At 62.6% G+C, this 24,581-nt stretch carries 16 protein-coding genes and 1 rRNA gene; 13 read left to right on the top strand and 4 right to left on the bottom strand.

The window, feature by feature from the left end; all coding sequences use genetic code 11:
• Window positions 1–68 precede the first annotated feature (68 nt).
• Window positions 69–722, bottom strand: coding sequence for a phosphate signaling complex protein PhoU (gene phoU, locus AC3ANQ_RS19430; protein WP_488302542.1), 654 nt, complete (start codon window positions 720–722; stop codon window positions 69–71).
• A gap of 203 nt (window positions 723–925) precedes the next feature.
• Between phoU and AC3ANQ_RS19425 the strand changes: the two genes are divergently transcribed.
• Both AC3ANQ_RS19425 and AC3ANQ_RS19420 read left to right on the top strand, forming a co-directional pair.
• Window positions 926–2,131 (top strand): sensor histidine kinase, encoded by a 1,206-nt coding sequence (locus AC3ANQ_RS19425; RefSeq protein ID WP_268025821.1) that lies wholly within the window; start codon window positions 926–928, stop codon window positions 2,129–2,131.
• Window positions 2,128–2,808: a response regulator transcription factor gene (locus AC3ANQ_RS19420; protein ID WP_059388662.1), complete on the top strand. Its 681-nt coding sequence runs from the start codon at window positions 2,128–2,130 to the stop codon at window positions 2,806–2,808. The genes AC3ANQ_RS19425 and AC3ANQ_RS19420 overlap by 4 nt, the downstream gene beginning before the upstream one ends.
• Window positions 2,809–2,945: 137 nt before the next feature.
• Here AC3ANQ_RS19420 and AC3ANQ_RS19415 read toward each other — a convergent pair whose 3' ends face one another.
• Window positions 2,946–3,497, bottom strand: coding sequence for a hypothetical protein (locus AC3ANQ_RS19415; RefSeq protein ID WP_488305375.1), 552 nt, complete (start codon window positions 3,495–3,497; stop codon window positions 2,946–2,948).
• 296 nt (window positions 3,498–3,793) lie between these two features.
• Here AC3ANQ_RS19415 and AC3ANQ_RS19410 point away from each other — a divergent pair, with 296 nt between their 5' ends.
• The 5 genes from AC3ANQ_RS19410 (at window position 3,794) to rlmB (ending at window position 8,268) form a co-directional block, all read left to right on the top strand.
• Complete coding sequence (locus AC3ANQ_RS19410; RefSeq protein ID WP_011690592.1) at window positions 3,794–4,276, top strand: CarD family transcriptional regulator; 483 nt, start codon at window positions 3,794–3,796, stop codon at window positions 4,274–4,276.
• Between the two features lie 85 nt (window positions 4,277–4,361).
• Window positions 4,362–5,144: a 2-C-methyl-D-erythritol 4-phosphate cytidylyltransferase gene (gene ispD, locus AC3ANQ_RS19405; protein WP_488302541.1), complete on the top strand. Its 783-nt coding sequence runs from the start codon at window positions 4,362–4,364 to the stop codon at window positions 5,142–5,144.
• A 26-nt stretch (window positions 5,145–5,170) separates the two neighbouring features.
• Entirely contained in the window at window positions 5,171–5,680 is a 510-nt protein-coding gene (gene ispF, locus AC3ANQ_RS19400) for a 2-C-methyl-D-erythritol 2,4-cyclodiphosphate synthase (protein WP_488305374.1), read from the top strand.
• Between the two features lie 58 nt (window positions 5,681–5,738).
• A complete protein-coding gene (cysS, locus tag AC3ANQ_RS19395) occupies window positions 5,739–7,193 on the top strand; it encodes a cysteine--tRNA ligase (protein WP_488302540.1) in 1,455 nt (484 codons plus the stop codon).
• Window positions 7,194–7,272: 79 nt separating this feature from the next.
• Entirely contained in the window at window positions 7,273–8,268 is a 996-nt protein-coding gene (gene rlmB / locus AC3ANQ_RS19390; RefSeq protein WP_268025181.1) for a 23S rRNA (guanosine(2251)-2'-O)-methyltransferase RlmB, read from the top strand.
• 79 nt (window positions 8,269–8,347) lie between these two features.
• Here rlmB and AC3ANQ_RS19385 read toward each other — a convergent pair whose 3' ends face one another.
• A complete protein-coding gene (locus tag AC3ANQ_RS19385) occupies window positions 8,348–9,160 on the bottom strand; it encodes a carbon-nitrogen hydrolase family protein (protein WP_488302539.1) in 813 nt (270 codons plus the stop codon).
• 283 nt (window positions 9,161–9,443) lie between these two features.
• Between AC3ANQ_RS19385 and glgX the strand changes: the two genes are divergently transcribed.
• Window positions 9,444–11,549: a glycogen debranching protein GlgX gene (glgX, locus tag AC3ANQ_RS19380; RefSeq protein WP_488302538.1), complete on the top strand. Its 2,106-nt coding sequence runs from the start codon at window positions 9,444–9,446 to the stop codon at window positions 11,547–11,549.
• A gap of 7 nt (window positions 11,550–11,556) precedes the next feature.
• Window positions 11,557–11,916: a barstar family protein gene (locus AC3ANQ_RS19375; RefSeq protein ID WP_265981979.1), complete on the top strand. Its 360-nt coding sequence runs from the start codon at window positions 11,557–11,559 to the stop codon at window positions 11,914–11,916.
• A gap of 37 nt (window positions 11,917–11,953) precedes the next feature.
• On the opposite strand, the gene glgP is transcribed toward AC3ANQ_RS19375, so the two are convergent.
• The gene (gene glgP, locus AC3ANQ_RS19370) at window positions 11,954–14,572 is read right to left on the bottom strand and encodes an alpha-glucan family phosphorylase (RefSeq protein WP_488302537.1); all 2,619 of its coding nucleotides are present in this window, start codon (window positions 14,570–14,572) and stop codon (window positions 11,954–11,956) included.
• Between the two features lie 131 nt (window positions 14,573–14,703).
• Between glgP and AC3ANQ_RS19365 the strand changes: the two genes are divergently transcribed.
• The 4 genes from AC3ANQ_RS19365 (at window position 14,704) to AC3ANQ_RS19350 (ending at window position 24,277) form a co-directional block, all read left to right on the top strand.
• Window positions 14,704–16,782, top strand: coding sequence for an alpha-1,4-glucan--maltose-1-phosphate maltosyltransferase (locus AC3ANQ_RS19365; protein WP_488302536.1), 2,079 nt, complete (start codon window positions 14,704–14,706; stop codon window positions 16,780–16,782).
• A gap of 5 nt (window positions 16,783–16,787) precedes the next feature.
• A complete protein-coding gene (gene treS / locus AC3ANQ_RS19360) occupies window positions 16,788–18,584 on the top strand; it encodes a maltose alpha-D-glucosyltransferase (RefSeq protein WP_488302535.1) in 1,797 nt (598 codons plus the stop codon).
• A gap of 1 nt (window position 18,585) precedes the next feature.
• Complete coding sequence (locus AC3ANQ_RS19355) at window positions 18,586–22,260, top strand: 1,4-alpha-glucan branching enzyme (protein WP_488302534.1); 3,675 nt, start codon at window positions 18,586–18,588, stop codon at window positions 22,258–22,260.
• Window positions 22,261–22,752: 492 nt separating this feature from the next.
• Window positions 22,753–24,277: ribosomal RNA gene (locus AC3ANQ_RS19350) — 16S ribosomal RNA — on the top strand.
• Window positions 24,278–24,581: the final 304 nt, after the last annotated feature.

Below are 24,581 nucleotides of genomic sequence, written 5' to 3'. Positions count from 1 at the left end.
AAACGACGCCGGCCGGCTCACCTTGCGAGGTGAGCCGGCCGGCGTCGTTTTTAAGTCGATAGGCCTGGCTAGAAGCCTTCTGGCTGCCATTCGCCGGTGACCAAGTAGGTCACCTTGCGGGCAACGGAGACACCGTGGTCTGCGAAGCGCTCGAAGTAGCGGCTGGCGAGGGCCACATCCACCGTGGTGGCTGAAGCCTCGGCCCAGGCGGGATTTGCGATCGCCCTGAAGACGCTCAAGTGCAGATCGTCGACGTTGGTGTTGAGCTTGAGGATGTCGCGGGCAACTTCCAAGTCACGCGACTCCAGCAGCAGGGTGACCTTCTGGATGATTTCGAGGTCCAGGCGGGCCATCTCCTTGAACGTTGCCGTCAACTGCTCGGGGATGACCGTGGCTGGGTAGCGGAGGCGGGCCAGTTGGGCCACGTGGCGGGCGAGGTCACCCATCCGTTCCAGTGACGCACTCATCCGCAAGGAGCCAACAATCATCCGGAGATCGCTTGCCACAGGGCCTTGGAGGGCCAGGATGTCGATGGCGCGCTCGTCAAGGCCGTTTTGCAGGAAATCGATCCGGGCATCGGCTGCGATGACGTCCTGGGCGAGATCGACGTCTGCCCCTTCGAATGCGGTGGTCGCGTTCTGGATCGCCTCGGTAACCAGCTTTGAGATCTCGATGAGGTCCTCACCGACCTGGATGAGCTCCTCCTGAAAAACCTTGCGCACGGTGGCGTCCTCTCCTTGATCTCCTCCGCACCCCTCTGACGGCGCGAAAATCTTCACAGCTAACTATGGTGCAACTAGTAAGAATGGCAGCGATCCGTGAACGATTGCGCACCTTTAGGTGAACGTTAGCTGAATCGGGGCCGTTTGGAGGCTGTTCCATATTTTGCAGTGTTTCCAGCGCATAAGCTAGATCCGTGGATCCAGTGCTCATCGGTGTCATCGCAGGCCTTGCCGGCTTGTCGTGCGGCGTCTTTGGCGTGCTCGCATTTAGGCTGAGTGAACGGCAGCGAAAGATCGTGGATCTGGACGTCACGGAACCCCTGCTTCCGGAGGGCGCCGCGGAGGTGCTGTCCGTCGTCGGGCGGGCCTTTGTGGTGGTGGACGCGATCGACGGCGTCGTCCGGGCCAGTCCCGCAGCCTACGCTTACGGCCTCGTCAGGGGTCACACAGTTGTGCACAAGCAGCTGCTGGACATGACGGCAAAGGTCCGGCGCGACGGCGTGATCCTGGAGAAGACCTTCGAGTTGCCCCGCGGTCCGCTCGGCAAGGGCACCATCGTGGTGCAGGTACGGGCAGCCATGCTCGGATGGGAATATATAGTCCTTCTGGCGGACGACCGCACCGAAATCACCCGCACCGAGGAGATTCGCAACGACTTCGTTGCGAACGTCTCGCACGAACTCAAGACGCCGGTTGGCGCCATCTCCTTGCTGGCCGAGGCCCTAGAGGCAAGCCCGGATGACGAAGAAGCCGTCCGTCGCTTTGCGAAGCGCATGCACAAGGAATCCACACGACTCGCTGCGCTGGTGCAGGACATCATTGAGCTGTCCCGGCTCCAGGGCGCCAATGTGGCACAACAAGGGCACGCCGTGGATATCAACACAGTGATTTCCGAAGCCGTGGATCGCTCGCAACTCCCGGCGGAGCTCAAGAACATCAAAATCGTGGTCGGCGGCCGGACGGAAACCATGGTCTTCGGCGACCAGGACTTGCTGGTGACCGCATTGCGGAACCTCATCGACAACGCCATCCGCTATTCTCCGGAAAACACCCGAGTGGGAGTGGGTGTCCGGGCCAAAGAGGGCGTGGTGGCCATTTCCGTCACGGATCAGGGCGAAGGGCTTAGCCCCGAGGACCAGGAGCGCATCTTCGAGCGTTTCTACCGCGTGGATGCCGCAAGGTCTCGGCAAACCGGGGGAACCGGCTTGGGCCTGAGTATTGTCAAGCATGTGGTGTCCAACCACGGCGGCGAGGTTACCGTCTGGTCGCAGCCTGGCCAAGGTTCTACTTTCACCATCCGCCTTCCGGAAATGGAAGGCCAGGAGAACGACGACGCCGGGGCGAAGCCTCGAAACGTTATTCAGACGACGGGCGCAGTACGCGCCCTAGAGCAAGGAGCTGGCGCTTGAGCAGGATTCTGATCGTGGAGGACGAAGAGTCCTTCAGCGACCCTCTGTCCTACCTATTGGGCAAGGAAGGCTTCGATGTCCAGGTAGTGGACAACGGCAGCGACGCGTTGGTGGAGTTCGACCGCAACGGGGCCGATCTGGTGCTGCTGGATCTGCAGCTTCCAGGGACCCCAGGCACGGAGGTTTGCCGGCAGTTGCGGCAGCGTTCCAGCGTCCCGGTCATCATGCTGACCGCCAAGGACTCGGAAATCGACAAGGTGGTTGGCCTGGAACTCGGCGCGGACGACTACGTCACCAAGCCGTACTCTTCCCGGGAACTCGTGGCGCGCGTTCGTGCCGTGCTGCGCCGGCAGGGCGAGCCCGAGGAACTCATCACATCCACAGTGCAGGCCGGCCCGGTCAGGATGGACATTGAGCGCCATGTGGTGAGCGTCAACGGCGAACAAGTGTCGCTTCCGCTGAAGGAGTTCGAACTCCTTGAGATGCTCCTTCGCAATTCGGGCCGTGTGCTCACCCGTGGACAGCTGATCGACCGCGTTTGGGGCTCCGACTACGTCGGGGACACCAAGACCTTGGACGTCCACGTGAAGCGTTTGCGCAGCAAGATCGAGCCAGACCCCTCGGTTCCCCGCTATCTCGTGACCGTGCGAGGCTTGGGCTACAAGTTCGAACCGTAAGCCCGTAAGCCCGGAAGGGCCCGAACGCCCGCAAGGCAAACAGCAAAAGGAAGGGCTCCCATGGTGGGAGCCCTTCCTTTGCGCTCGTGGGGGTAACTGCGCCTGCCTTCCGGCAGGGAGTGCAGGCCGTTTGCCGCCTAGTGGCCAGTGCTGCTCGCACTCGGTGTCGGCGTGGCGCTGCTCGTAGCCGAACCGCTGACTGAGGGGCTTGGCGTGGCCGTGGCAGGAATGTACTTCTCGTATTCCTTCAAGGAGCCGTCCAGGACCGGGAACTGCACGGTGCGGGAGTCGGAGCCGGTCTTGATGGTCACGGATACCAAGGAGCCCGGGTTTCCGCCGCTGGTGCTCAGAATAGCCGGGTCGGTGGTGTCGTTGAGGTAGGTCTGCGACTTGGCCTTGACCGGAATGCTGGTCTGTGAGCCGCTGGCTCCGTTGATGGTCAGGATCGCATCGCTGGAGGAGGTGTTGAAGACGGCACCAATGACGCGTCCCGGCTTGTTGGCGCCAGTGGAGACAACAAGCATGTTGCGCAGCTGGAGCGAACCGAGGTCTTCCTTGACGCCGTCCGACGGTGCGTACTGGTGGCTGGTCTGCTGGGCGTTGATGTAGCCACAGCCTGTCACGGACAAGAGACCGATGCCGACGGCGGCCGCCGCCATCGCCAGCTTGCCGCGCTGGACACGGTTCATCGCAGTAATGCGCACGACACGTACTCCTCTTAGAGTCATTGGAACACTTTTCAGGCATAGCCTATCGGCAAACCGGCTCAAACAAGGATTCCTGGAACCATTGTGGCGGCCCTCCCCGGAGGCGTATGGTGTTCCGGGACTCCGCGTCCTATGCACTTTTATGCCCTCCCGTCAAGGGGGTGCTGGAGGGCTGAAAAGGCCATTTTCCGCGTATTTACTGGGTTCGGGACCCCCCTCCGTGCCAATCGTATGCCTTAAGCGTGATAAACTGGTCTGCGGGAAAGGGGAAAGTCCACATGGTTTTTGAGGTCGGCGAGACAGTAGTTTACCCTCACCACGGTGCAGCAAAAATTGAAGAAATCAAGATGCGCACTATCAAGGGCGAAGAGAAGATGTATCTCAAGCTCAAGGTGGCTCAGGGTGATCTGACCATTGAAGTTCCAGCAGAAAACGTAGACCTTGTTGGGGTTCGCGACGTAGTGGGCAAGGAAGGCTTGGAGCACGTTTTCGACGTTCTCCGTGCCGAGTTCACTGAAGAGCCCACCAACTGGTCCCGTCGCTATAAGGCAAACCTGGAGAAGCTTGCTTCCGGCGACGTCATCAAGGTTGCAGAGGTCGTTCGCGATCTTTGGCGCCGTGATCACGATCGCGGCCTTTCCGCAGGTGAGAAGCGAATGCTGGCCAAAGCCCGTCAGATTCTGATTTCAGAACTGGCACTGGCTGAGAAGACCGACGAAGAGAAGGCCGCAAGCGTTCTCGACGAAGTTCTGGCTTCCTGACAAAGATTCAAAGATTTAAACCCCGGTGGCAACCTGCCGCCGGGGTTTCCTTTTGCCCGAGTGGGCACCACGTAGGCTTGAGCGCATGACTACACCATCCCAGCGCGAGGCCACCGCCGTCGTCGTCGTTGCGGCAGGCTCGGGCGAGCGGCTTGGCTACGGCATGCCCAAGGCAAAGGTGCCGCTGGGCGGCGAACCCATCCTCACCCATGCCCTCCGCGGCGTCGCCACGGCAGATGTTGCCCGGCAGATTTGCGTGGCCGTCCCCGCCGGGGACCTCGAGCTGCGGGAGCTCTGCGAGGAATTCCGGCAGGAGCTCGGCACGGACGGGCCTCTGGTCACAGTGGTCGACGGCGGATCCACGCGTGCCGATTCGGTCCGTGCGGCCCTTGAAGCGGTGCTTGAGGGAACCCGCGCTGTGCTGGTTCACGACGCTGCCCGTGCTCTGACTCCCGAACGGGTCTTCCACCGCGTTGCCGTTGCGCTCTCTGCAGGGGCCAAAGCGGTCATTCCGGCGATACCGGTCGTGGACACCGTCAAGATGGTTGTGGAAACTGTGGGGGACGACGCCGGAATCGCGCCGGAGATCGTCACCGGCACGGCCCCGCGGGAGCAACTGCGCGCCGTACAGACTCCGCAAGGTTTCGACTATGAGACTTTGCTGCGTGCCCACGCGGCGGCGGCAGAGTTCGACGACGCCCAGTCCGCGGCCGTCACGGACGACGCCATGCTGGTCGAACTCCTCGGCGTCCCCGTCCACGCAGTTCGGGGCGCCAGCCAATCGCTGAAGATCACCACGCCGTTGGACCTCATCATTGCCGAAGGCCTGCTGGAAGGTCCGCTCGGAGTCCGTTGGGTGGAAGGCTGATGGGCACGCATCCTGGGAACCCGGCGATGCCGTTGCCGCGCACCGGCATCGGGGTGGACGTGCACGCATACGCACCTGAGGGCGACCCGCAACCGCTGTGGTTGGGAGGCCTGTTTTGGGAGGGGGAGCGGGGGCTCTCTGGGCATTCCGACGGCGATTGCGTGGCCCATGCGGCCGCGGACGCGCTCTTCTCCGCTTGCGGCATTGGTGACCTTGGCACGCATTTTGGCACCGACCGTCCCGAATTCGCAGGCGCTTCCGGATCGAAGTTGCTGGGGGAGGCGGCCAGGATTGTCCGCGCCGCCGGTTTCGAGATTGGCAATGTTGCGGTGCAGTTCGTGGCCAACAGACCAAAATTCGGTCCGCGGCGCGAAGAATCGCAGCGCGTCCTCAGCGACGCCGCAGGCGCTCCCGTCAGCGTCACGGCGACCACCAGCGACGGCCTCGGCTTCACTGGCCGGGGTGAGGGCATCTCCGCTGTCGCTACGGCCCTCGTCTACGCCGTGCCGGCAGCGTCCCAAGGCGATAGTGCCTGAACTGAGATGGGATGGTGTGCAACGAAGCCAGATGGCGCGCATCCGCTAATCTGGAGCGGTGACCCTGCGCTTTTACGACACTGCATCCGCCGAAGTCCGCGACTTCGTTCCCCTTGAAGCCGGCAAGGCCAGCGTCTACTACTGCGGTGCCACGGTGCAGGGGATGCCGCACGTGGGACATGTCCGTTCTGCGATCGCGTTCGACCAGTTGACCCGCTGGCTCGAATACCGGGGGCTGCGCGTCACGGTTATCCGCAACGTCACCGACATCGACGACAAGATCCTCGCCAAGTCCTCGCAGTCGTTCGGGCCGGAATGGGCTGAGGAACCCACAGCCAAGCCCGAGGAAGAATGGTGGGCCTTGGCCTACCGTTACGAGCAGGAATTCGAGCAGGCCTACGACGTCCTCGGCGTTTCCCGCCCTACCTACGAGCCGCGCGCCACCGGTCACATCCCGGAGATGCACGCCCTGATTCAAAGGCTCATAGATCGTGGCCATGCCTACCCTGCGCTGGACGACTCCGGGGACGTCTACTTCGACGTCCGCTCCTGGAGCAAGTACGGCTCGCTGACGCGCCAGAACATTGACGACATGCAAGGCGCCGCCGACGCCGACCCGCGGGGCAAGCGCGACCCCCGCGACTTTGCGCTGTGGAAGGGCTTCAAGGACGGGGAGCCGACGACGGCGAGCTGGGTTTCGCCGTGGGGAACCGGCCGGCCGGGTTGGCATCTTGAATGCTCCGCCATGGCCACGAAGTACCTGGGCCAGCAGTTCGACATCCACGGCGGCGGCCTGGACCTCCGCTTCCCGCACCATGAGAACGAAATGGCACAGTCGCAGGCCGCTGGCGACGACTTCGCCAATTTCTGGCTGCACAACGGCATGGTCACCTATGAGGGCGAAAAGATGTCCAAGTCGGTAGGCAACACGGTGAGCCCTGCGGAAATGTTGGAGCTCGCAAGTCCGCGCGTGGTCCGTTACTACCTCGGCCAGGCCCAGTACCGCTCCATCCTGGACTATCGGCCCACCTCCCTCCAGGAAGCTGCGGCTGCCGTGGAGCGTATCTACGGTTTCGTCGCGAAGGCGTCCAAGAAGTTCGGCGGCGACTTCGCCGCCCACCCTGAGTCGAGCCCCGTGCCGGACGCTTTTGCTGCCGCCATGGACGATGATCTCAACGTGCCGCAGGCCCTTGGCGCCCTGCATGAGACCGTCCGTGCCGGCAACACAGCGCTGGCGTCTGGGGACGATGCCGGTGCCGAGCAGGCGCTCCAAGCCGTGCTGGCCATGACAACGGTTCTTGGACTCAACGATGTCCGCGGCGAAGTCCAGGAAAACTCCGAGACAGCCCAAGCCCTTGAAGTCCTTGTGGAAGCCCAGCTGCAGGCCCGCGCCGAGGCGCGCGCCAACAAGGACTGGGCCGCTTCCGATGCGATCCGCGACACTCTCGCGGCCGCCGGAATCGCCGTCGAGGATGGCGCCGATGGCGCCAGCTGGAGCCTCAAAAAGGACTGACAAGGGGCCGTCGTCCCGATTTAAGTTGATTCAGTAGACTTGGTTGCAGACGTACTCAACACAACCAAGGGTGGATTTCATGGCCAACAACGGTCGCCGGGCTGTCAAAAAGAAGAAGGGCCCCACCACTGGAACCGGTGGCCACGGTCGAAAGGCCTTGGAAGGCAGGGGTCCAACCCCCAAAGCCGAGGACCGAGAATACCACAAGGCTTACAAGAGCAGGCAGCTCGCGGAGCGCTCGGCAGCCAAGCGCGCAGCCGGGGGTACCAGCCGTTCCAACCCGGGCGCCCGCTCGGGCCCGAAGGGTCGCGCTACCGAGGAAGTAGTCACTGGACGCAACTCCGTTGTGGAGGCGCTGCGCGCCGGAATCCCCGCGAAGGCGCTGCACGTTGCCATCCGGATCGAGATGGACGATCGCGTCAAGGAATCCCTCAAGCTCGCCGCCGAACGTGGCATCCCGCTGCTGGAAACCGGTAAGCCCGAGCTGGACCGCATGACGGAAGACGCCGTCCACCAGGGCCTCGTATTGCAGATCCCGCCGTACGAATACCAGGACGCCTACGACCTCGCCGAGCAGACGGTCGCCAAGTGGAAAAAGGGCTACATCCCCAACGCGCCCCTTTTCGTCGCACTCGACGGCATTACTGATCCCCGCAACCTGGGCGCCATCATCCGCTCAGTTTCGGCCTTCAGCGGCCATGGCGTCATTGTGCCGGAGCGCCGCTCCGTCGGTGTCACCGCTTCGGCATGGAAGACCAGTGCCGGCGCGGCAGTCCGCGTCCCCGTGGCCCGCGCGGCAAACCTGAACAACGCCCTCAAGCAGTTCAAGCAGATGGGCATCTTCGTGCTGGGCCTTGATGGCGACGGCGACGTCTCGCTGCCGGATCTTTCCTTGGCCACCGATCCCGTCTGCATCGTCGTGGGTTCCGAGGGCAAGGGCCTCAGCCGCCTGGTCCGCGAAAACTGCGACCAGATCATCTCCATCCCGATCGACTCGGCCATGGAATCGCTCAACGCCTCAATGGCAGTGGGCATTTCCCTGTACGAAGTCTCAAGGCAGCGCGCCACCAAGTAGCCGACGCTCGCTCACTTTTGAGCGCTTAAACAGCAACGCTCGCTCACTTCATCCTGGTGGGCGAGCGTCGCTGTTTGGCCTAGAAGTCGCGGCGGTTCGCCAGGACCGGGAGCTTGACCCGCGCGTCCTCGACGACGGCGGCATCCAGCTCCGCGAACAAGAGGCCGGGTTCGGCGTCGAGCTCTTCCAGCACGGCTCCCAAAGGGGACACGACGACGGAGTGCCCCACTCCGGTGGGCGCGGCACCCTTGGGCTCGATGCCTTGGCTTGCGGGGTCGCCCTGGCCGCATGCGAGCACGAAGGTTGTGGTGTCGATCGCCCGGGCACACGCAAGCAACTTCCACTGTTCGGCTTTGCCTGGGCCTGCGCCCCAGGACGCGGACACAATATTCACATCGGCGCCGCGGTCGGCGTTAGCGGTAAAGAGGGCTGGAAAACGGACGTCGTAGCAGGTGGCCAGTCCGAAGGTGAGGCCTCCGGCGTCGAACGTCACCGGATCGGTCCCTGCATCGACGGTGTCCGATTCCGCAAAACCGAAAGCATCGAAAAGGTGTATCTTGTCGTAGCTGGTGTCCACTCCGGGGCCGGTGGCGATCAGGGTGTTCCGGACTTTGCCGTTGCTGCTGCCGCCGGAGGACAACCCCGGGGTGAACATTCCGGCCACGATCACGATCCCAAGTTCCCGGGCAATCTCCCGCACCCGATTGGCCCATGGCCCATCCAGGGGCTCGGCGATGTCGAGCAGGGAATTCCCGAACGCCCGCATGGTCGCTTCCGGGAACACCACCAGTTCAGCGCCGCCTTCCTTGGCGCGACGGGCATAGTCTTCCAACAGGACCAGGTTGTCCGTCAGCTCGCGGCCGCTGATGATTTGAGCAAGAGCGATTCGCACAATTACCTCCACATTGGTGTATAGGCAAAGTATGCAACGACTCGTGGGGAGGATACGAACTCATCCACCTTTGGACCGGCGCGTTCGGCTCATCCGACACAATCAGGGGAGGGCGCCCGGTTCGCGAAATGACCAGGAAGCCGGATGATATGACGTTTCAGCAGGTGAGCGGCATGTTTGCCCTCGTACAGGCTGCCAGTGGCTCTACGAGTAATGGGCACGCGCACTGTCATATGAGGCGCGGGCAGGGGAGAATTGGCGTCGGAGACTAAACTCTCAACTAATGGTTATGCCGATTTTTGACACAGCATCTACAGTGGACGCCTCGCGGCCGTCGCCGCTCGGGCTAAGTATTCCGCGGTCTGGGAGCCACGACGGAGACACCCCCGCAGACAGGGTCAATGTCGCCGTCTGGGCCCCCAGTCTCGCTCGAGTCGAAATCGCCCACAAGGCCCCCGGCGATTCCTGGAAAGTCCACACGTTGCCCAGGTTCGCCGATGGCGTGCACTACGGCATCGTGGATGGGCTGCCGCCTGGCACCCGGTACGGCTTCCGCGCCGCGCCGGTTGGGGACGCGCTGCCACTCTCCGTTCCCGCCCCGGACTTTGACGCCGACGGCGCCGAGCAGCTGCTGCTCGATCCCTACGGCCGGGCGGTGCACCAACGAGGAGAGCTGCTGAGCTCGGTCCGCATGGACTCCGCTTTTGATTGGGGTGACGACCGCCCGCTTCGCACCCCGTGGCGGGACACCATCGTCTACGAGGCACATGTCCGCGGCCAAAGCATCCAGCACCCGGATATCCCCGAGCACCTCCGCGGAACGTACGCCGGCATGGCACACCCGGCCATGATCGAGCACTTCCAATCGTTGGGGGTGACGTCCGTTCAATTGCTGCCCATTCATTTCCACGTCGACGAACAGCACCTGCAGAACCTGGGCCTGACCAACTACTGGGGCTACAACACTGCCGCGTTCTTTGCCCCCCACGCGGACTATGCCACACAATCCGCCCAACAGGCCGGGCCCCATGCCGTCCAAGACGAATTCAAAGGCATGGTGAAAATCCTGCATGCCGCCGGGATCGAAGTGATCCTCGACGTCGTCTACAACCACACGGCAGAAGGCGGGCCCGACGGCGACACCATCAGTTTCAGGGGCCTGGGGGAGCGGCAGTACTATCGCCACGATGCCCACGGCCGCTACCTTGACACGACCGGCTGCGGCAACACCCTCAACTTCGCCGAACCCAGAGTAGTGGACCTGGCTATTGATTCGCTGCGGTATTGGGTGGACGAATTTCACATCGACGGCTTTCGCTTCGACCTTGCCGTGACCCTGTGCCGCAACGCGGGCAATGAGTTCGATCCCCAGCACCCTTTCCTCACCCGGATCGCTGAGGATCCGGTGCTTTCCAGATCGAAGCTTATTTCCGAACCATGGGATGTGGGCTACGGCGGCTGGCAGACTGGGCGGTTCCCCAAAGGGTGGGTGGACTGGAACGATCACTTCCGCGACGGCGTACGCCGCTTCTGGCTCTCGGACCGGGGCGCTGCCGAAGCCGGGATGTCCGGGAGCGGTGTGGGAGTCCTTGCCGACGCTTTGACGGGCTCCGCCCGGGTCTTCGAACCCTCGGGACGCTCCAGGCTCGCCTCGCTGAACTTCATCACGGCCCATGATGGCTTCACCCTCGCCGACCTGGTGTCCTACGACCGCAAACACAACGAGGCCAACGGCGAACAGAACCGTGACGGGCACAGCGATAACCGCAGCTACAACCACGGATTCGAAGGCCGCACGGAAAACGAGACGATTCTCGCCGCGCGTGCCCTTTCCAAGCGGAACCTCATGACCACGTTGATGCTGTCCATCGGCGTACCCATGATCGCTGCTGGCGACGAACTCGGACGCACACAGCAGGGCAACAACAACGCCTACTGCCAGGACAACCAGCTCACGTGGATCGACTGGACCCAGACTCCCGAATCCCATGAGATGCTCCGGAGCACCAAACGGGTGATCCGGCTCCGCAAGGAGTTCATGCAGGCCCAGGATCCAGGCTTCCCGGACAGCCGGACGGGCCTGGAATGGTTTGACGAGAAGGGCCAGCCCATGACGGCGGCCCGTTGGCACGACCCCTCCCTGCGGATTGTGCAGCTCCTGATGAGCTCGGAGGGCGGCTCCTACCGCGGATTGATCGTGATCAATGGGAACAAGGATGACAAGAAGGTCGTCCTGCCCAAACTGATCGCCGAATCCGGCGGGGGAAGCCGTATGTTCGAACTGCGCCTGACTACTTCCGAGCTCAACGACCGCAGGCAGGGAGCATTGGTTGCCGCGGGCGAGAGGGAAGTCGTCCAAGGCAACACCATCAACGTCTACCGCACCTAGGGACGCCATGAAGATCTATTCCGCTGACACGTGGACGCTGGAAGAACTGCAGGAACAAGTGTCCGACGCCGGACGCCGCACCGTGATGGTGCCCCCAGCAGCAAGCAAGCAGGCCGTCTTGGAAGTCTTCGGCCAGGTGCTCGATTTCCCCGAGTACTACGGCGTGGACCTGGACGCCCTCAACGATTCACTCCACGATTTCGCAGACAGCGTTTCTGAGGATGACCAGCCACCCGTCACGTTGATTTGGCAGGTCCCCGCGGCCTACCGGACGGACCGGTCCTTCGGGGTGGTTTGCGAAATCCTCCAGGACGCCGAATCCTACGCAGGGCGGGACCTGGCCGTCATCGCGGTCTTTCAGCAGTAGCGAACCAAGCCGAGCCAGCCGGGGGCCCGGTAAGCCGCTACGCGTTGACGATGAGCCCCAGTTCGGCCTTCGAGGCCAGGGAGGGGTGCTTCGGGAACACGCGGACGGTGTAGCCGAAGGATCCGGAGCGGTTGATCAGGATGGAGCCGGTAAACAGGTGGCGCCCGTTGCCGAGGTCCTCGAACGAGCTCAGTTCGGCCACGGCGATGTCCTCCAGCTCATCGCTTTCTTCGGCCCGGCCGTAGGCCACCTCCACGCTGACGTCGTCCGGTGTCAGCGTGTGCAGGGCAATGTAGGCGTTGACCTGCAGGGTGTCGCCGATCTGCGGCTCCTCGGTGACACCGACGGAATCGACGTGTTCCACGATCAGCTGCGGCCACGCGTTGCGGATCTTCGTGATCCAGGCCGCCAGTTCCTTCGCTTCCTTGAATGAACCGGCTACGGCACGGCGTCCCGACTCCGCTGCCGGGCGGTAGAGGGTGTTGACGTAGTCCTGGAGCATGCGGTCGGCCGAGACCGCGGGGCCGAGGTGGGCCAGGGTGTGCTTGATCATGGAGACCCAGTGCGTGGGGACGGCTTCCGGGCTGGACTGGGAGGGACCTGCCGCGCCGGCTTCCGCGGAGACCGTGGAACCGTAGAAGCGCGGGGCCACCTGGGTTTCCAGGAGCTCGTAGAGGGCGGCGGCCTCGATGTCGTCGCGTTCGGAAGGGGAGGCGTCGTTGTTGGCGGTGGGGATCGCCCAGCCGTTCTCGCCGTCGTACATCTCATCCCACCAGCCGTCCAGCACGGACAGGTTCAGGGACCCGTTGATGGCCGCCTTCATGCCCGAGGTCCCGCAGGCCTCCAGGGGCCGCAGCGGGTTGTTCAGCCACACGTCGCAGCCCGGGAACAGGGTGCGGGCCATGGCGATGTCGTAGTTGGGCAGGAACACGATCCGGTGCCGGACGGCGGGATCGTCGGTGAACTTCACCAGATCCTGGATCATTTTCTTGCCCGCGTCATCCGCCGGGTGGGATTTGCCGGCGATGACCAGCTGGATGGGGTGCTTGGGGTGCAGCAGCAGCGCCTTGAGGCGGGCGGGATCCCGGAGCATGAGGGTCAGGCGCTTGTAGGTCGGCACGCGCCGGGCGAAGCCGATCGTCAGCACGTCCGGGTCCAGCACGGTGTCCGTCCAGCCCAGTTCCGCATCCGCGGCGCCGCGCTTCTTCCACGCTGCCCGGAGCCGGCGTCGGACGTCTTCCACGAGTGACACGCGAAGCTCCCGGCGGAGTCGCCACACGTCCTCGTCGCTGACGTTGTAGGCAAGGTCCCAACGGCCCAAGGCCTCGGCCTCGGTTCCGAACTGCTTGCGGGCCAACGCGGAGATGCGCGGATCCACCCAGGAGGGCACGTGCACGCCGTTGGTGACCGAGGTGATGGGGATTTCGGAGTGGTCAAAGCCCGGCCACAGCCCGGAGAACATCTCCCGGGACACCACCCCGTGGAGCTTGGCCACGCCGTTGGCCCGCTGCGCCAGGCGCAGGCCCATGACGGCCATGTTGAACACCGCGGGGTTGCCGCCGTCGTAGTTCTCCCGGCCCAGTTCCAGAACCTTGTCCACCGGAACATCCGGTGCCAGGCCGGCTTCGAAGAAGTGCCTGATCTGCACGCCCTCGAACCGGTCGATCCCGGCAGGCACGGGGGTGTGCGTGGTGAACACCGTGGACGCACGCCCCGCGGCCAGGGCCTCGGACCACGTCAGCGGGGCCTCGGCGGACATGAGTTCCTGGATCCGTTCGACGCCCAGGAAACCGGCGTGGCCCTCGTTGGTGTGGAACACCTCCGGTGCCGGGGTGCCCGTGAGGCGCTGGTAGACGCGCAGCGCCTTCACCCCGCCCATGCCCAGCAGCAACTCCTGCTGCAGCCTGTGGTCACCGCCCCCGCCGTAGAGGCGGTCCGTGATCCCGCGCGCGGCGTCATCGTTTGCGGGAACGTTCGAATCGAGCAGCAGAAGCGGAACGCGCCCGACGTCGGCACGCCATATGTGCGCGTTAAGCTTGCGTCCGTTGGGCAGCGGCAGCGAGATCAACACTGGCTTGCCGGTGCCGTCCTCGGACGGTTCGCGCAGCAACGTCAGCGGCAGTCCGTCCGGGTCCAGCACCGGATACGTTTCCTGCTGCCAGGCGTCCCGGGAAAGGGACTGCTTGAAATAGCCCGCCTGGTAGAGCAACCCGACGCCGATCAACGGCACGCCCAGGTCCGACGCGGCCTTCAAATGGTCCCCGGCCAGGATCCCCAGGCCTCCGGAATACTGCGGAAGCACCTCGGTGATACCGAACTCAGGCGAGAAATACGCAATGCACGCCGGAGCGTCCGGACCCAGGCCCTGGTACCAGCGCGGCTCGCTCAGGTACCGGTCAAGATCCGCAGCCGCGTGCTGGACACGCTCAACAAGATCGTTGTTGGAGGCGAGTTGGTACAGCTGCTCACGGCCTATTGACCCGAGAAGACTAATGGGATCGTGGCGACTCTCCTCCCACAATTCGTGGTCGAGGCTCGCAAAGAGTTCGCGGGTGGGCCGGTGCCAAGACCAACGCAGGTTCGTCGCGAGACGCGCCAGTGGCCGGATCGGCTCGGGGAGCAGGGTACGGACTGTAAACCTTCGGATTGCCTTCACGAGCGCCACACTAATCCACTCGGTGGACAGCAGGAACAGCTTTCGGTTTCTTTTAGGTAAATGACACATTGCGCCGAAGAGTCAGGGGCACCTCTTCGCAAAATGTGATTTTTCTCGCTAACGTCGAGGTTGTGACCACTACCGCAACACCGCGATCCAGCTCAGCATCCAAGTCCAAGCAGAAGACCGGTATCACCGAAGGTCTCAGATTCGGCAGATTCCCCATCACGGCCGTGCAGCCCGTGATCGAGGAAGGCCGGTTCCCAGCCAAGGCGTTGCCTGGTGAAGATTTGGTGGTAGGCGCTACGGTCTTCCGTGAGGGCCACGACCAGCTTGGGGTGAGTGCCATCCTGCTGGACCCCAAAGGCAAAGAGCGCCAGCGTGTCCGGCTCGCCCCGGCACCGGGCGAGCGTGGCAAAGGCACCGATCGTTGGGAGGGGCTGCTGACTCCGACTTCCCCCGGAGCCTGGACTTTCGCGATCGAAGCCTGGCACGACCGCTACGGCACGTGGCATCACAACGCAGAAGTAAAGGTCGAAGCCGGCATCGATGTGGAGCTGATGCTCGCTGAGGGCGTCGCTCTGCTCGCTGAAGCGGCTGCGGACAGCACTCGAGGCGCGGCAGACAAGCGCACCCTCCGTGCCGCCTCTGGGGGCCTCGCCGATACTTCGAAGACTGCCGAGGAGCGCCTGGCCGCCGGTTTCAGCGCAGAAGTCGCCGCCGTCGTCGAGCGCCAACCGATCCGCGAAATGGTGACCGTCTCGGAGCAGTACCCGCTCCTGGTGGAGCGTGACCTCGCCGGCCGCGGAGCTTGGTACGAATTCTTCCCCCGCTCCGAGGGCGCCGTTTTGGATCCCGCCACCGGAACGTGGACTTCAGGCAACTTCACGACGGCGGCCAAGAGGCTCGACGCCGTTGCGGACATGGGCTTCGACGTCATCTACCTGCCGCCCATCCACCCGATTGGCTTCCAGCACCGTAAGGGTCGCAACAACACCCTGACTCCAGGCCCGCAGGATCCGGGCTCGCCGTGGGCCATCGGCTCCGAGGCTGGCGGCCACGACGCCATTCACCCGGAACTGGGATCATTCGAGGATTTCGACGCTTTCGTGGTCCGCGCCAATGAGCTGGGCCTTGAGGTGGCGCTGGACTTGGCGCTGCAGGCTGCCCCGGACCATCCCTGGGTGAAGACCAACCCGGAATGGTTCACCACTCGCGTGGACGGCAGCATCGCCTATGCCGAAAACCCGCCCAAAAAGTACCAGGACATCTACCCGCTGAACTTCGACAACGATCCCGCCGGGCTGTCCAAGGAAATCCTGCGGATTGTCCTCCTCTGGGTGAGGCACGGCGTGAAGATTTTCCGTGTGGACAACCCCCACACCAAACCGGTGTGGTTCTGGGAATGGCTGATCGGCAAGGTCAACAAGAAGCACCCCGACGTCGTTTTCCTCGCCGAGGCGTTCACTCGCCCGGCGATGATGCACGCCCTCGGCCGGGCAGGCTTCCAGCAGTCGTACACCTACTTCACGTGGCGGAACACCAAAACAGAGCTGGAATCGTATTTCCAAGAGGTCAGCCACGTTTCCCCGGCATACTTCAGGCCCAATTTCTTCGTCAACACCCCTGACATCCTCACTGAATACCTGCAATACGGCGGTCCGGCTGCGTTCCGCATCCGCGCAGCATTGGCTGCTACGGCGAGCCCGCTCTGGGGCGTCTACGCCGGATTCGAGCTGTACGAGCACGTGGCGCGTCCGGGGGCCGAGGAGTACATCGACAACGAGAAATACGAGTTCAAGGACCGGGACTGGGATGCCGCTGAAGCGTCGGGGCACAGCCTCGCCCCCTACATCACGCGGCTTAACGCCATCCGGAAGGCCCACCCAGCGTTGGGTGATCTGCAGAACCTGACCTTGCACCACAGCACGGATGACGCCACCATCGTGTTCTCCAAGCACAAGACCTTGCCTGACGGCAGCAAAGACACCTTGATCATTGTTGTCAACGTCGATCCCCACGGCACCAGGGAAAGCACCGTGACCCTGGATCTCTCCGCTCTTTCGCTTGATCCAGCCGACTTCACCGCCAACGGAAGATTCTGGGTGGATGATTTGGTCAGCGGCGAAAGCTGGGAGTGGGGCGAGTATAACTACGTTCTGCTGGACGCCCACAAAGAACCGGCACACATTCTCAGTATCCGGAGGTAGCCTTAGTGAGCTTTAATCCGCAGGGTCAGAGTCAGTACTTCACGCCGAAGAACACTTTCGAGCTGAACGCCCCGGGTCTTCAACATGACCCGCATTGGTATCGGAAGGCTGTTTTCTACGAAGTGCTGGTGAGGGCCTTTGCGGACGCCAACGGCGACGGTTCGGGCGACTTCCATGGCCTGATCGAAAAGCTGGACTATCTTCAGTGGCTGGGGGTGGACTGCCTGTGGCTGCCGCCGTTCTTCGATTCGCCCCTGCGGGACGGCGGCTACGACATTTCCGACTACACCTCCGTGCTGGACGAGTTCGGCACCATCAGCGACTTCAAACGGCTCGTAGCCGAAGCGCACGCGAGGGGTGTCAGGGTCATTATCGACCTCCCGCTGAACCACACCTCGGACCAGCACCCCTGGTTCCAGGAGTCACGCAAGAACCCGGATGGTCCGTACGGTGATTTCTATGTGTGGAGCGACACCGACGAGAAGTACCAGGACGCGCGCATCATCTTCGTGGATACAGAAGAGTCGAACTGGACCTTCGATCCGATCCGCCGGCAGTTCTTTTGGCACCGCTTCTTCAGCCACCAGCCTGACCTGAACTTCGAGAACCCCAAGGTCATCGAAGCGCTCCACGACGTTGTCCGGTTTTGGCTGGACCAAGGCATTGATGGGTTCAGGGCGGACGCCATTCCATACCTCTTCGAAGAAGAGGGCACCAATTGCGAAAACCTGCCGGCCACCCACGGTTTCCTGCGGGACCTTCGCAAAATGGTGGATGAGAACTACCCGGGACGCGTGATCATCGCCGAGGCCAACCAACCGCCGCACGACGTCGTGGAGTACTTCGGCACAGAGGAAGAACCGGAATGCCACATGGCCTTCCACTTTCCCATCATGCCGCGCCTGTACTACGCGCTCCGCGACCAGAAAGCATCCCACATCATCGAAACTTTGCGCGACACTCCGGAAATCCCGGCAGGCGCTCAATGGGGAACCTTCCTGCGCAACCATGATGAGCTGACTTTGGAAATGGTCACCGCCGACGAACGTGCCGCCATGCTGGGTTGGTACGCTCCAGACCCGCGGATGCGCGCCAACATCGGCATCAGGCGCAGGCTCGCCTCGCTGCTGGACAACTCCCGCTCCGAGATCGAGCTGATCAACGCCTTGCTGCTTTCCCTGCCGGGCAGCCCCTTTTTGTACTACGGGGATGAAATCGGGATGGGGGACAACATCTGGCTTGACGATCGCGACGCCGTTCGCACGCCGATGCAATGGAACCCGGACCGCAACGCAGGCTTCTCCAACGCCGATCCCGGAAAGCTCTACCTGCCTGTCATCCAGTCGCTGGTCTACAACTACAGCATGGCCAACGTCGAGGCCGAAGCCGCCCATTCGGGCTCGCTCTTGCGCTGGACCCGCCAGATCTTGAGCGTCCGGAAGAACCATGCGGCCTTCGGGCTGGGCGGCTTCAGGCACGTTCCGGCAGACCATGAAGTTGTCCTTGCCTACCTGCGCGAGCTTACGGAGAACAACCTGGAAGGCGAGGAAGCCGAATCCATCCTGTGTGTTTTCAACCTGTCCCAGCATCCAGTGGCTGCCACCTTGGATATCCCTGAATACGCCGGACGAGGCCTCAGGGACGTCTTCGGGGGCCAGCCATTCCCCGCCATTGGCAACGACGGCTCGCTGACCCTCACGCTCGGCAGCCATGACTTCTTCTGGCTCCGCGTACGCTCGGCGGGTTCCACCGGGTCCACGCCTTACACCCAGGCCATCCCAGTGCTCTCCATTGAAGGCTGATATGAGTCTCTCGGCGCCCACCACGGTCCTGGCACCCCTACTCAAGGAATGGCTGCCCCGGCAGCGCTGGTTTCCGGTCAAGGCAGGGGCGTTCGATTTGGACTTCGTCGGCTCCTTCCAACTCCAGCAACCCGACGCAGGGATCGGCTTGGAAGTCCGGTTGCTGTCGATCCGTTACGCCACGGCCGACGGCGGGATGCAGACTGACATCATTCAGGTACCGCTCAGCTACCGCTCTACTCCTGCAGCCACTTTGGCCGCTGCTTTGGTGGGCCAGCTCGACGACGATAAGCCGGTCTGGGTATACGACGCACCGCACGATCCGGTCTTCGCGACCGCGTGGCTCGACCTCATCCAGGGTCTGGCCATGGCCGAACCCGGAGAAGGCGAATGCACCGCGAGTGGACATTCGGTGCCTGGCGGCCTGCGCCTGCCCAGCGCTTCAGGATCAGTGCGGGTCTCATCCGGTGAGCAGTCCAACACTTCGGTGATCGTCGACGACGGCGTGTCCGCGGCGATCGTGAAGATCTTCCGGGTGTTGTCCATCGGTAAGAACCCTGAGGTGGAGGTCGGCGCGGCCTTGACCTCGGGAGGAACCAAGGAAGTGCCCTCCACGCTCGGCTGGATTACGGGAACATGGGAGGTAAGGACACCTCTGGGCCGGCATGGCACAGCCTCAGCGGACCTCGCCGTGGCCCACGAGTTCCTTGCGGGCGGGCAAGACGCTTGGCGCCTAGCCGTCAACGCCGCCGCATCCAGCACGGACTTCACCGCTGAGGCCCGGCAGATGGGCCAGGCGACGGCCACCGTGCATCTGCGGCTCGCGGAAACCCTTGGAACGGCCCGGGAACGGGTTCCGGGCCTGGACATCGCCGCCGAAGTAGCCCGGCGCGTCCGCCAGTCGTGGGCTGAAGCGGGTACCGCCGTCGGGCCCCATGAGCAGCAGCTCGAGGAACTCCTGACGCAATTGTCCGGTAACGAGGCCGGGACGCTGCAGCGGATCCATGGCGACCTTCATCTGGGCCAGATCCTCTCGGTGCCCGGCGCCGGGGGAGAACCGGGCCGGTGGGCGATCCTCGATTTTGAAGGGGAGCCCCTTCGGCCGATTGAACTCCGTAACATTCCCGACGTTCCCCTGCGCGATGTCGTTGGAATGTTGCGGTCCTTTGACTATGCGGCCGGTGCGGCCATCCGCGAGAATCCAGCGGCCACTGTCCCGGTGACATGGGTTGAGGACTGCGCTGAAGCGTTCCTGGCCGGCTACAGCGACATCACCCACGGAACTATTGACCGCCGCTCGCCGCTCTTTGTGGCATTGTGGCTGGACAAGGCCTTGTACGAGGTGATCTACGAGTTGCGGAACAGGCCGGATTGGTTACCTATTCCGGTCAACGCTTCGCGGCAGCTCCTCGGAAACACGAGCCCCGGCAGGGATGCCGCGGCGAAATCGGAAGGTAAGGAAATGACAGGCTCAGCACGTACCGAACGGCCCCGAGTCCCGCTGTATGTGGACGCCGCTACCCTGGGCCGGGTGGGCGCCGGTGCGCATCACGCCCCGCACTCTGTACTGGGCGCCCACCTTGACGATCACGGTCACGTCACTATCCGCACGGTCAAGCATCTGGCGGAGTCCGTCACGGTGGTCACCGAAGCCGGTTCCACACCGATGACCCACGAGACCGACGGCGTCTGGGTGGCGGTTCTCGAACCGTTGCAGCACGGCCATGTGCCGGACTACCGCTTGGAAGTGGAGTATGGCGACTCCGCCCCGGTGACGCGCGATGATCCCTACCATTACCTTCCTACGGTCGGCGAGGTGGACCTCCACCTCATCGGAGAAGGTCGGCATGAACGGCTCTGGGACACACTGGGCTCCCACGTGCAGCACTATCGCTCCTCGCTGGGCGATGTAGACGGCGTCTCTTTCGCCGTCTGGGCTCCCAACGCGCAGGCAGTCCGCGTCAAGGGCGACTTCAACTCGTGGGATGGGCGTGAGCACGCCTTGCGCTCGCTCGGCTCTTCCGGTGTCTGGGAAGTCTTTATCCCAGGTGTCGTGGCAGGGGCGCGCTACAAATTCGAACTGCTCACGAAGGCTGGCCATTGGGTGGAGAAAGCCGACCCGCTCGCCTTCGGCACGGAAGTTCCCCCCTTGACGGCATCACGCGTGGTGGAGTCCAGCTACCGGTTCAAGGACGACGCCTGGATGACGGCCCGCGCCAACAAAGATCCGCATAATTCGCCCATGAGCGTCTACGAAGTCCACCTCGGTTCGTGGCGCCTTGGCCTCGGATACAAGGAGCTGGCCAAGGACCTTGTGGAATATGTGAAGTGGCTAGGCTTCACCCACGTCGAGTTCATGCCGGTGGCCGAGCACCCCTTTGGTGGTTCATGGGGCTACCAGGTCACGTCCTATTTTGCTCCGACCTCCCGCTTCGGGCATCCGGACGAGTTCCGTTTCCTGGTCGATTCCCTGCACCAAGCAGGCATCGGCGTCATCCTGGACTGGGTCCCGGCGCATTTCCCGAAGGACGCATGGGCCCTTGCGCGTTTCGACGGCGAACCACTGTACGAGCACTCGGACCCCCGGCTTGGCGAACATCCGGACTGGGGCACGCTCATCTTCGACTTCGGTCGCACCGAGGTTCGCAACTTCCTGGTGGCGAACGCCTTGTACTGGCTTGAGGAATTCCACATCGATGGCCTTCGCGTGGACGCCGTCGCCTCCATGCTCTACAGGGACTATTCCCGCGAGGACGGGGAGTGGTTCCCCAACGTTCACGGAGGGCGCGAGAACCTGGAAGCCATCTCCTTCCTCCAGGAAGTCAACGCCACCATTTACAAGACCCACCCTGGGGCCGTGACCATTGCCGAGGAATCCACGGCGTTTCCAGGCGTCACCGCCCCGACCAACCACGGCGGCCTGGGATTCGGCCTCAAGTGGAACATGGGCTGGATGCACGACTCCCTCAAGTACATCTCCGAAAACCCGGTAAACCGCCGTTGGCACCACGGCACGTTGACGTTCTCCATGGTCTACGCCTTCACGGAAAATTTCCTGCTGCCCATCAGCCACGACGAGGTAGTGCATGGCAAGGGATCCATGCTGCGCAAGATGCCCGGGGACCGTTGGCAGCAGCTTGCCAACGTGCGGGCGTTCATGGCCTACCAATGGGCGCACCCGGGCAAGCAGCTCATCTTCATGGGCACCGAATTCGGCCAGGAGGCCGAATGGTCCGAACAGCACGGCCTTGACTGGTTCCTCGCCGACATTCCGTCGCACCGCGGACTGCAGTTGCTCACCCGCGAGTTGAATACGCTATACAGCTCGACGCCGGCCCTGCATGTGAGGGACAACGAGCCCGGCGGCTTCCAGTGGATCAACGGAGCGGACGCGGATCGCAATGTGCTCACGTTCATCCGTTGGGACCACGACGGCAACCCCTTGGTTTGTGCCGTGAATTTCTCCGGCGGCCCGCACAAGGACTATGTCCTTGGCGTTCCGTCTGCCGGCGCTTGGCAGGAAGTTCTCAGCACCGACGCCGAGGTGTACGGCGGATCGGGCGTCATCAACGCTGGTGAACTTGTTGCAACGGCACCCGGGGCGGAAGGACAACCTGCGGCATTGACCGTCACCCTGCCGCCGCTTGGTGCCTCCTGGTTCACGCCTGCGGTCTAGTGGTTCTTGTTTGGCTGAACGCGAAGGGTCCGGAAGCCTTGAGTTTCCGGACCCTTTGCGTAGATCTCGCGGGCACTGCTGAAGCGCAGGAAGCCGTCTGGTGGGGGTTTTGCCTCCCCGGGAAAGTGGTGGTATAGTTAGTACCCGCGCTGCTCCCCAGTGGAGATCGGTGAAGTTGACTGAGTTCCTTGTGAAAATCAAGTCAAGAACGCCGATTTGACCAGGAGGCAAGCAGCCGGTAAGTTAGAAAAGTTGCTCCGGAGCGATCCCGGCCCCTTTGTGGGTGTGGGTGGTGTCGGGTGTGTCTGTTGTTTGAGAACTCAATAGTGTGCCAAGTTTGTTGATACCGATTTTTTATTAAATTGGTTGTTTTGGCTGGTCCTGTGTCACCTCCGTGGTGCGGGGCTGGTTTTTTACAGCTGGTTTCAAATTTTGTGCAGCTCTTCCGCCGTTATTTCCGGTGGTTGTGGTTGTGTCTGTTTTTGTTTTACTTCAACGGAGAGTTTGATCCTGGCTCAGGATGAACGCTGGCGGCGTGCTTAACACATGCAAGTCGAACGATGATCCGGTGCTTGCACCGGGGATTAGTGGCGAACGGGTGAGTAACACGTGAGTAACCTGCCCTTGACTCTGGGATAAGCCTGGGAAACTGGGTCTAATACCGGATATGACCGCCCGCCGCATGGTGTGGTGGTGGAAAGCTTTTGCGGTTTTGGATGGACTCGCGGCCTATCAGCTTGTTGGTGGGGTAATGGCCTACCAAGGCGACGACGGGTAGCCGGCCTGAGAGGGTGACCGGCCACACTGGGACTGAGACACGGCCCAGACTCCTACGGGAGGCAGCAGTGGGGAATATTGCACAATGGGCGAAAGCCTGATGCAGCGACGCCGCGTGAGGGATGACGGCCTTCGGGTTGTAAACCTCTTTCAGTAGGGAAGAAGCTTTCGGGTGACGGTACCTGCAGAAGAAGCGCCGGCTAACTACGTGCCAGCAGCCGCGGTAATACGTAGGGCGCAAGCGTTATCCGGAATTATTGGGCGTAAAGAGCTCGTAGGCGGTTTGTCGCGTCTGCTGTGAAAGACCGGGGCTCAACTCCGGTTCTGCAGTGGGTACGGGCAGACTAGAGTGATGTAGGGGAGACTGGAATTCCTGGTGTAGCGGTGAAATGCGCAGATATCAGGAGGAACACCGATGGCGAAGGCAGGTCTCTGGGCATTAACTGACGCTGAGGAGCGAAAGCATGGGGAGCGAACAGGATTAGATACCCTGGTAGTCCATGCCGTAAACGTTGGGCACTAGGTGTGGGGGACATTCCACGTTTTCCGCGCCGTAGCTAACGCATTAAGTGCCCCGCCTGGGGAGTACGGCCGCAAGGCTAAAACTCAAAGGAATTGACGGGGGCCCGCACAAGCGGCGGAGCATGCGGATTAATTCGATGCAACGCGAAGAACCTTACCAAGGCTTGACATGAACCGGTAACGCCTGGAAACAGGTGCCCCGCTTGCGGTCGGTTTACAGGTGGTGCATGGTTGTCGTCAGCTCGTGTCGTGAGATGTTGGGTTAAGTCCCGCAACGAGCGCAACCCTCGTTCCATGTTGCCAGCACGTAGTGGTGGGGACTCATGGGAGACTGCCGGGGTCAACTCGGAGGAAGGTGGGGACGACGTCAAATCATCATGCCCCTTATGTCTTGGGCTTCACGCATGCTACAATGGCCGGTACAAAGGGTTGCGATACTGTGAGGTGGAGCTAATCCCAAAAAGCCGGTCTCAGTTCGGATTGGGGTCTGCAACTCGACCCCATGAAGTCGGAGTCGCTAGTAATCGCAGATCAGCAACGCTGCGGTGAATACGTTCCCGGGCCTTGTACACACCGCCCGTCAAGTCACGAAAGTTGGTAACACCCGAAGCCGGTGGCCTAACCCTTGTGGGGGGAGCCGTCGAAGGTGGGACCGGCGATTGGGACTAAGTCGTAACAAGGTAGCCGTACCGGAAGGTGCGGCTGGATCACCTCCTTTCTAAGGAGCACCATTTCCGCTTCCTGTCCTGCCGCATGGTTGGTTGGGGGGTGGGTGGAAGCAAAGCCCATTGCGCAGGCGTCTGTTCTGCGGTGGGTGCTCATGGGTGGAATATCAGCAGATAGCGGCCGGTGGTTTCCTTTTCCGCCCCTAGTACGGTTGTCTTGTCCCTTTGCGGGGCGGGGCGTCCTGGAACGGTGCGGGTGGGGGAGGGCCGGTTTTCGTGTTTGGCACACTGTTGGGTCCTGAGGCAACAGGGCCGCGGCCTGCGGGTCCTTCCTTTTTGGGGGGTGCGGGGTTGCGG

It is taken from the genome of Arthrobacter sp. DMZ02-1R, from assembly GCF_057747935.1.
This window is presented reverse-complemented; position numbering and strand designations above follow the sequence as displayed.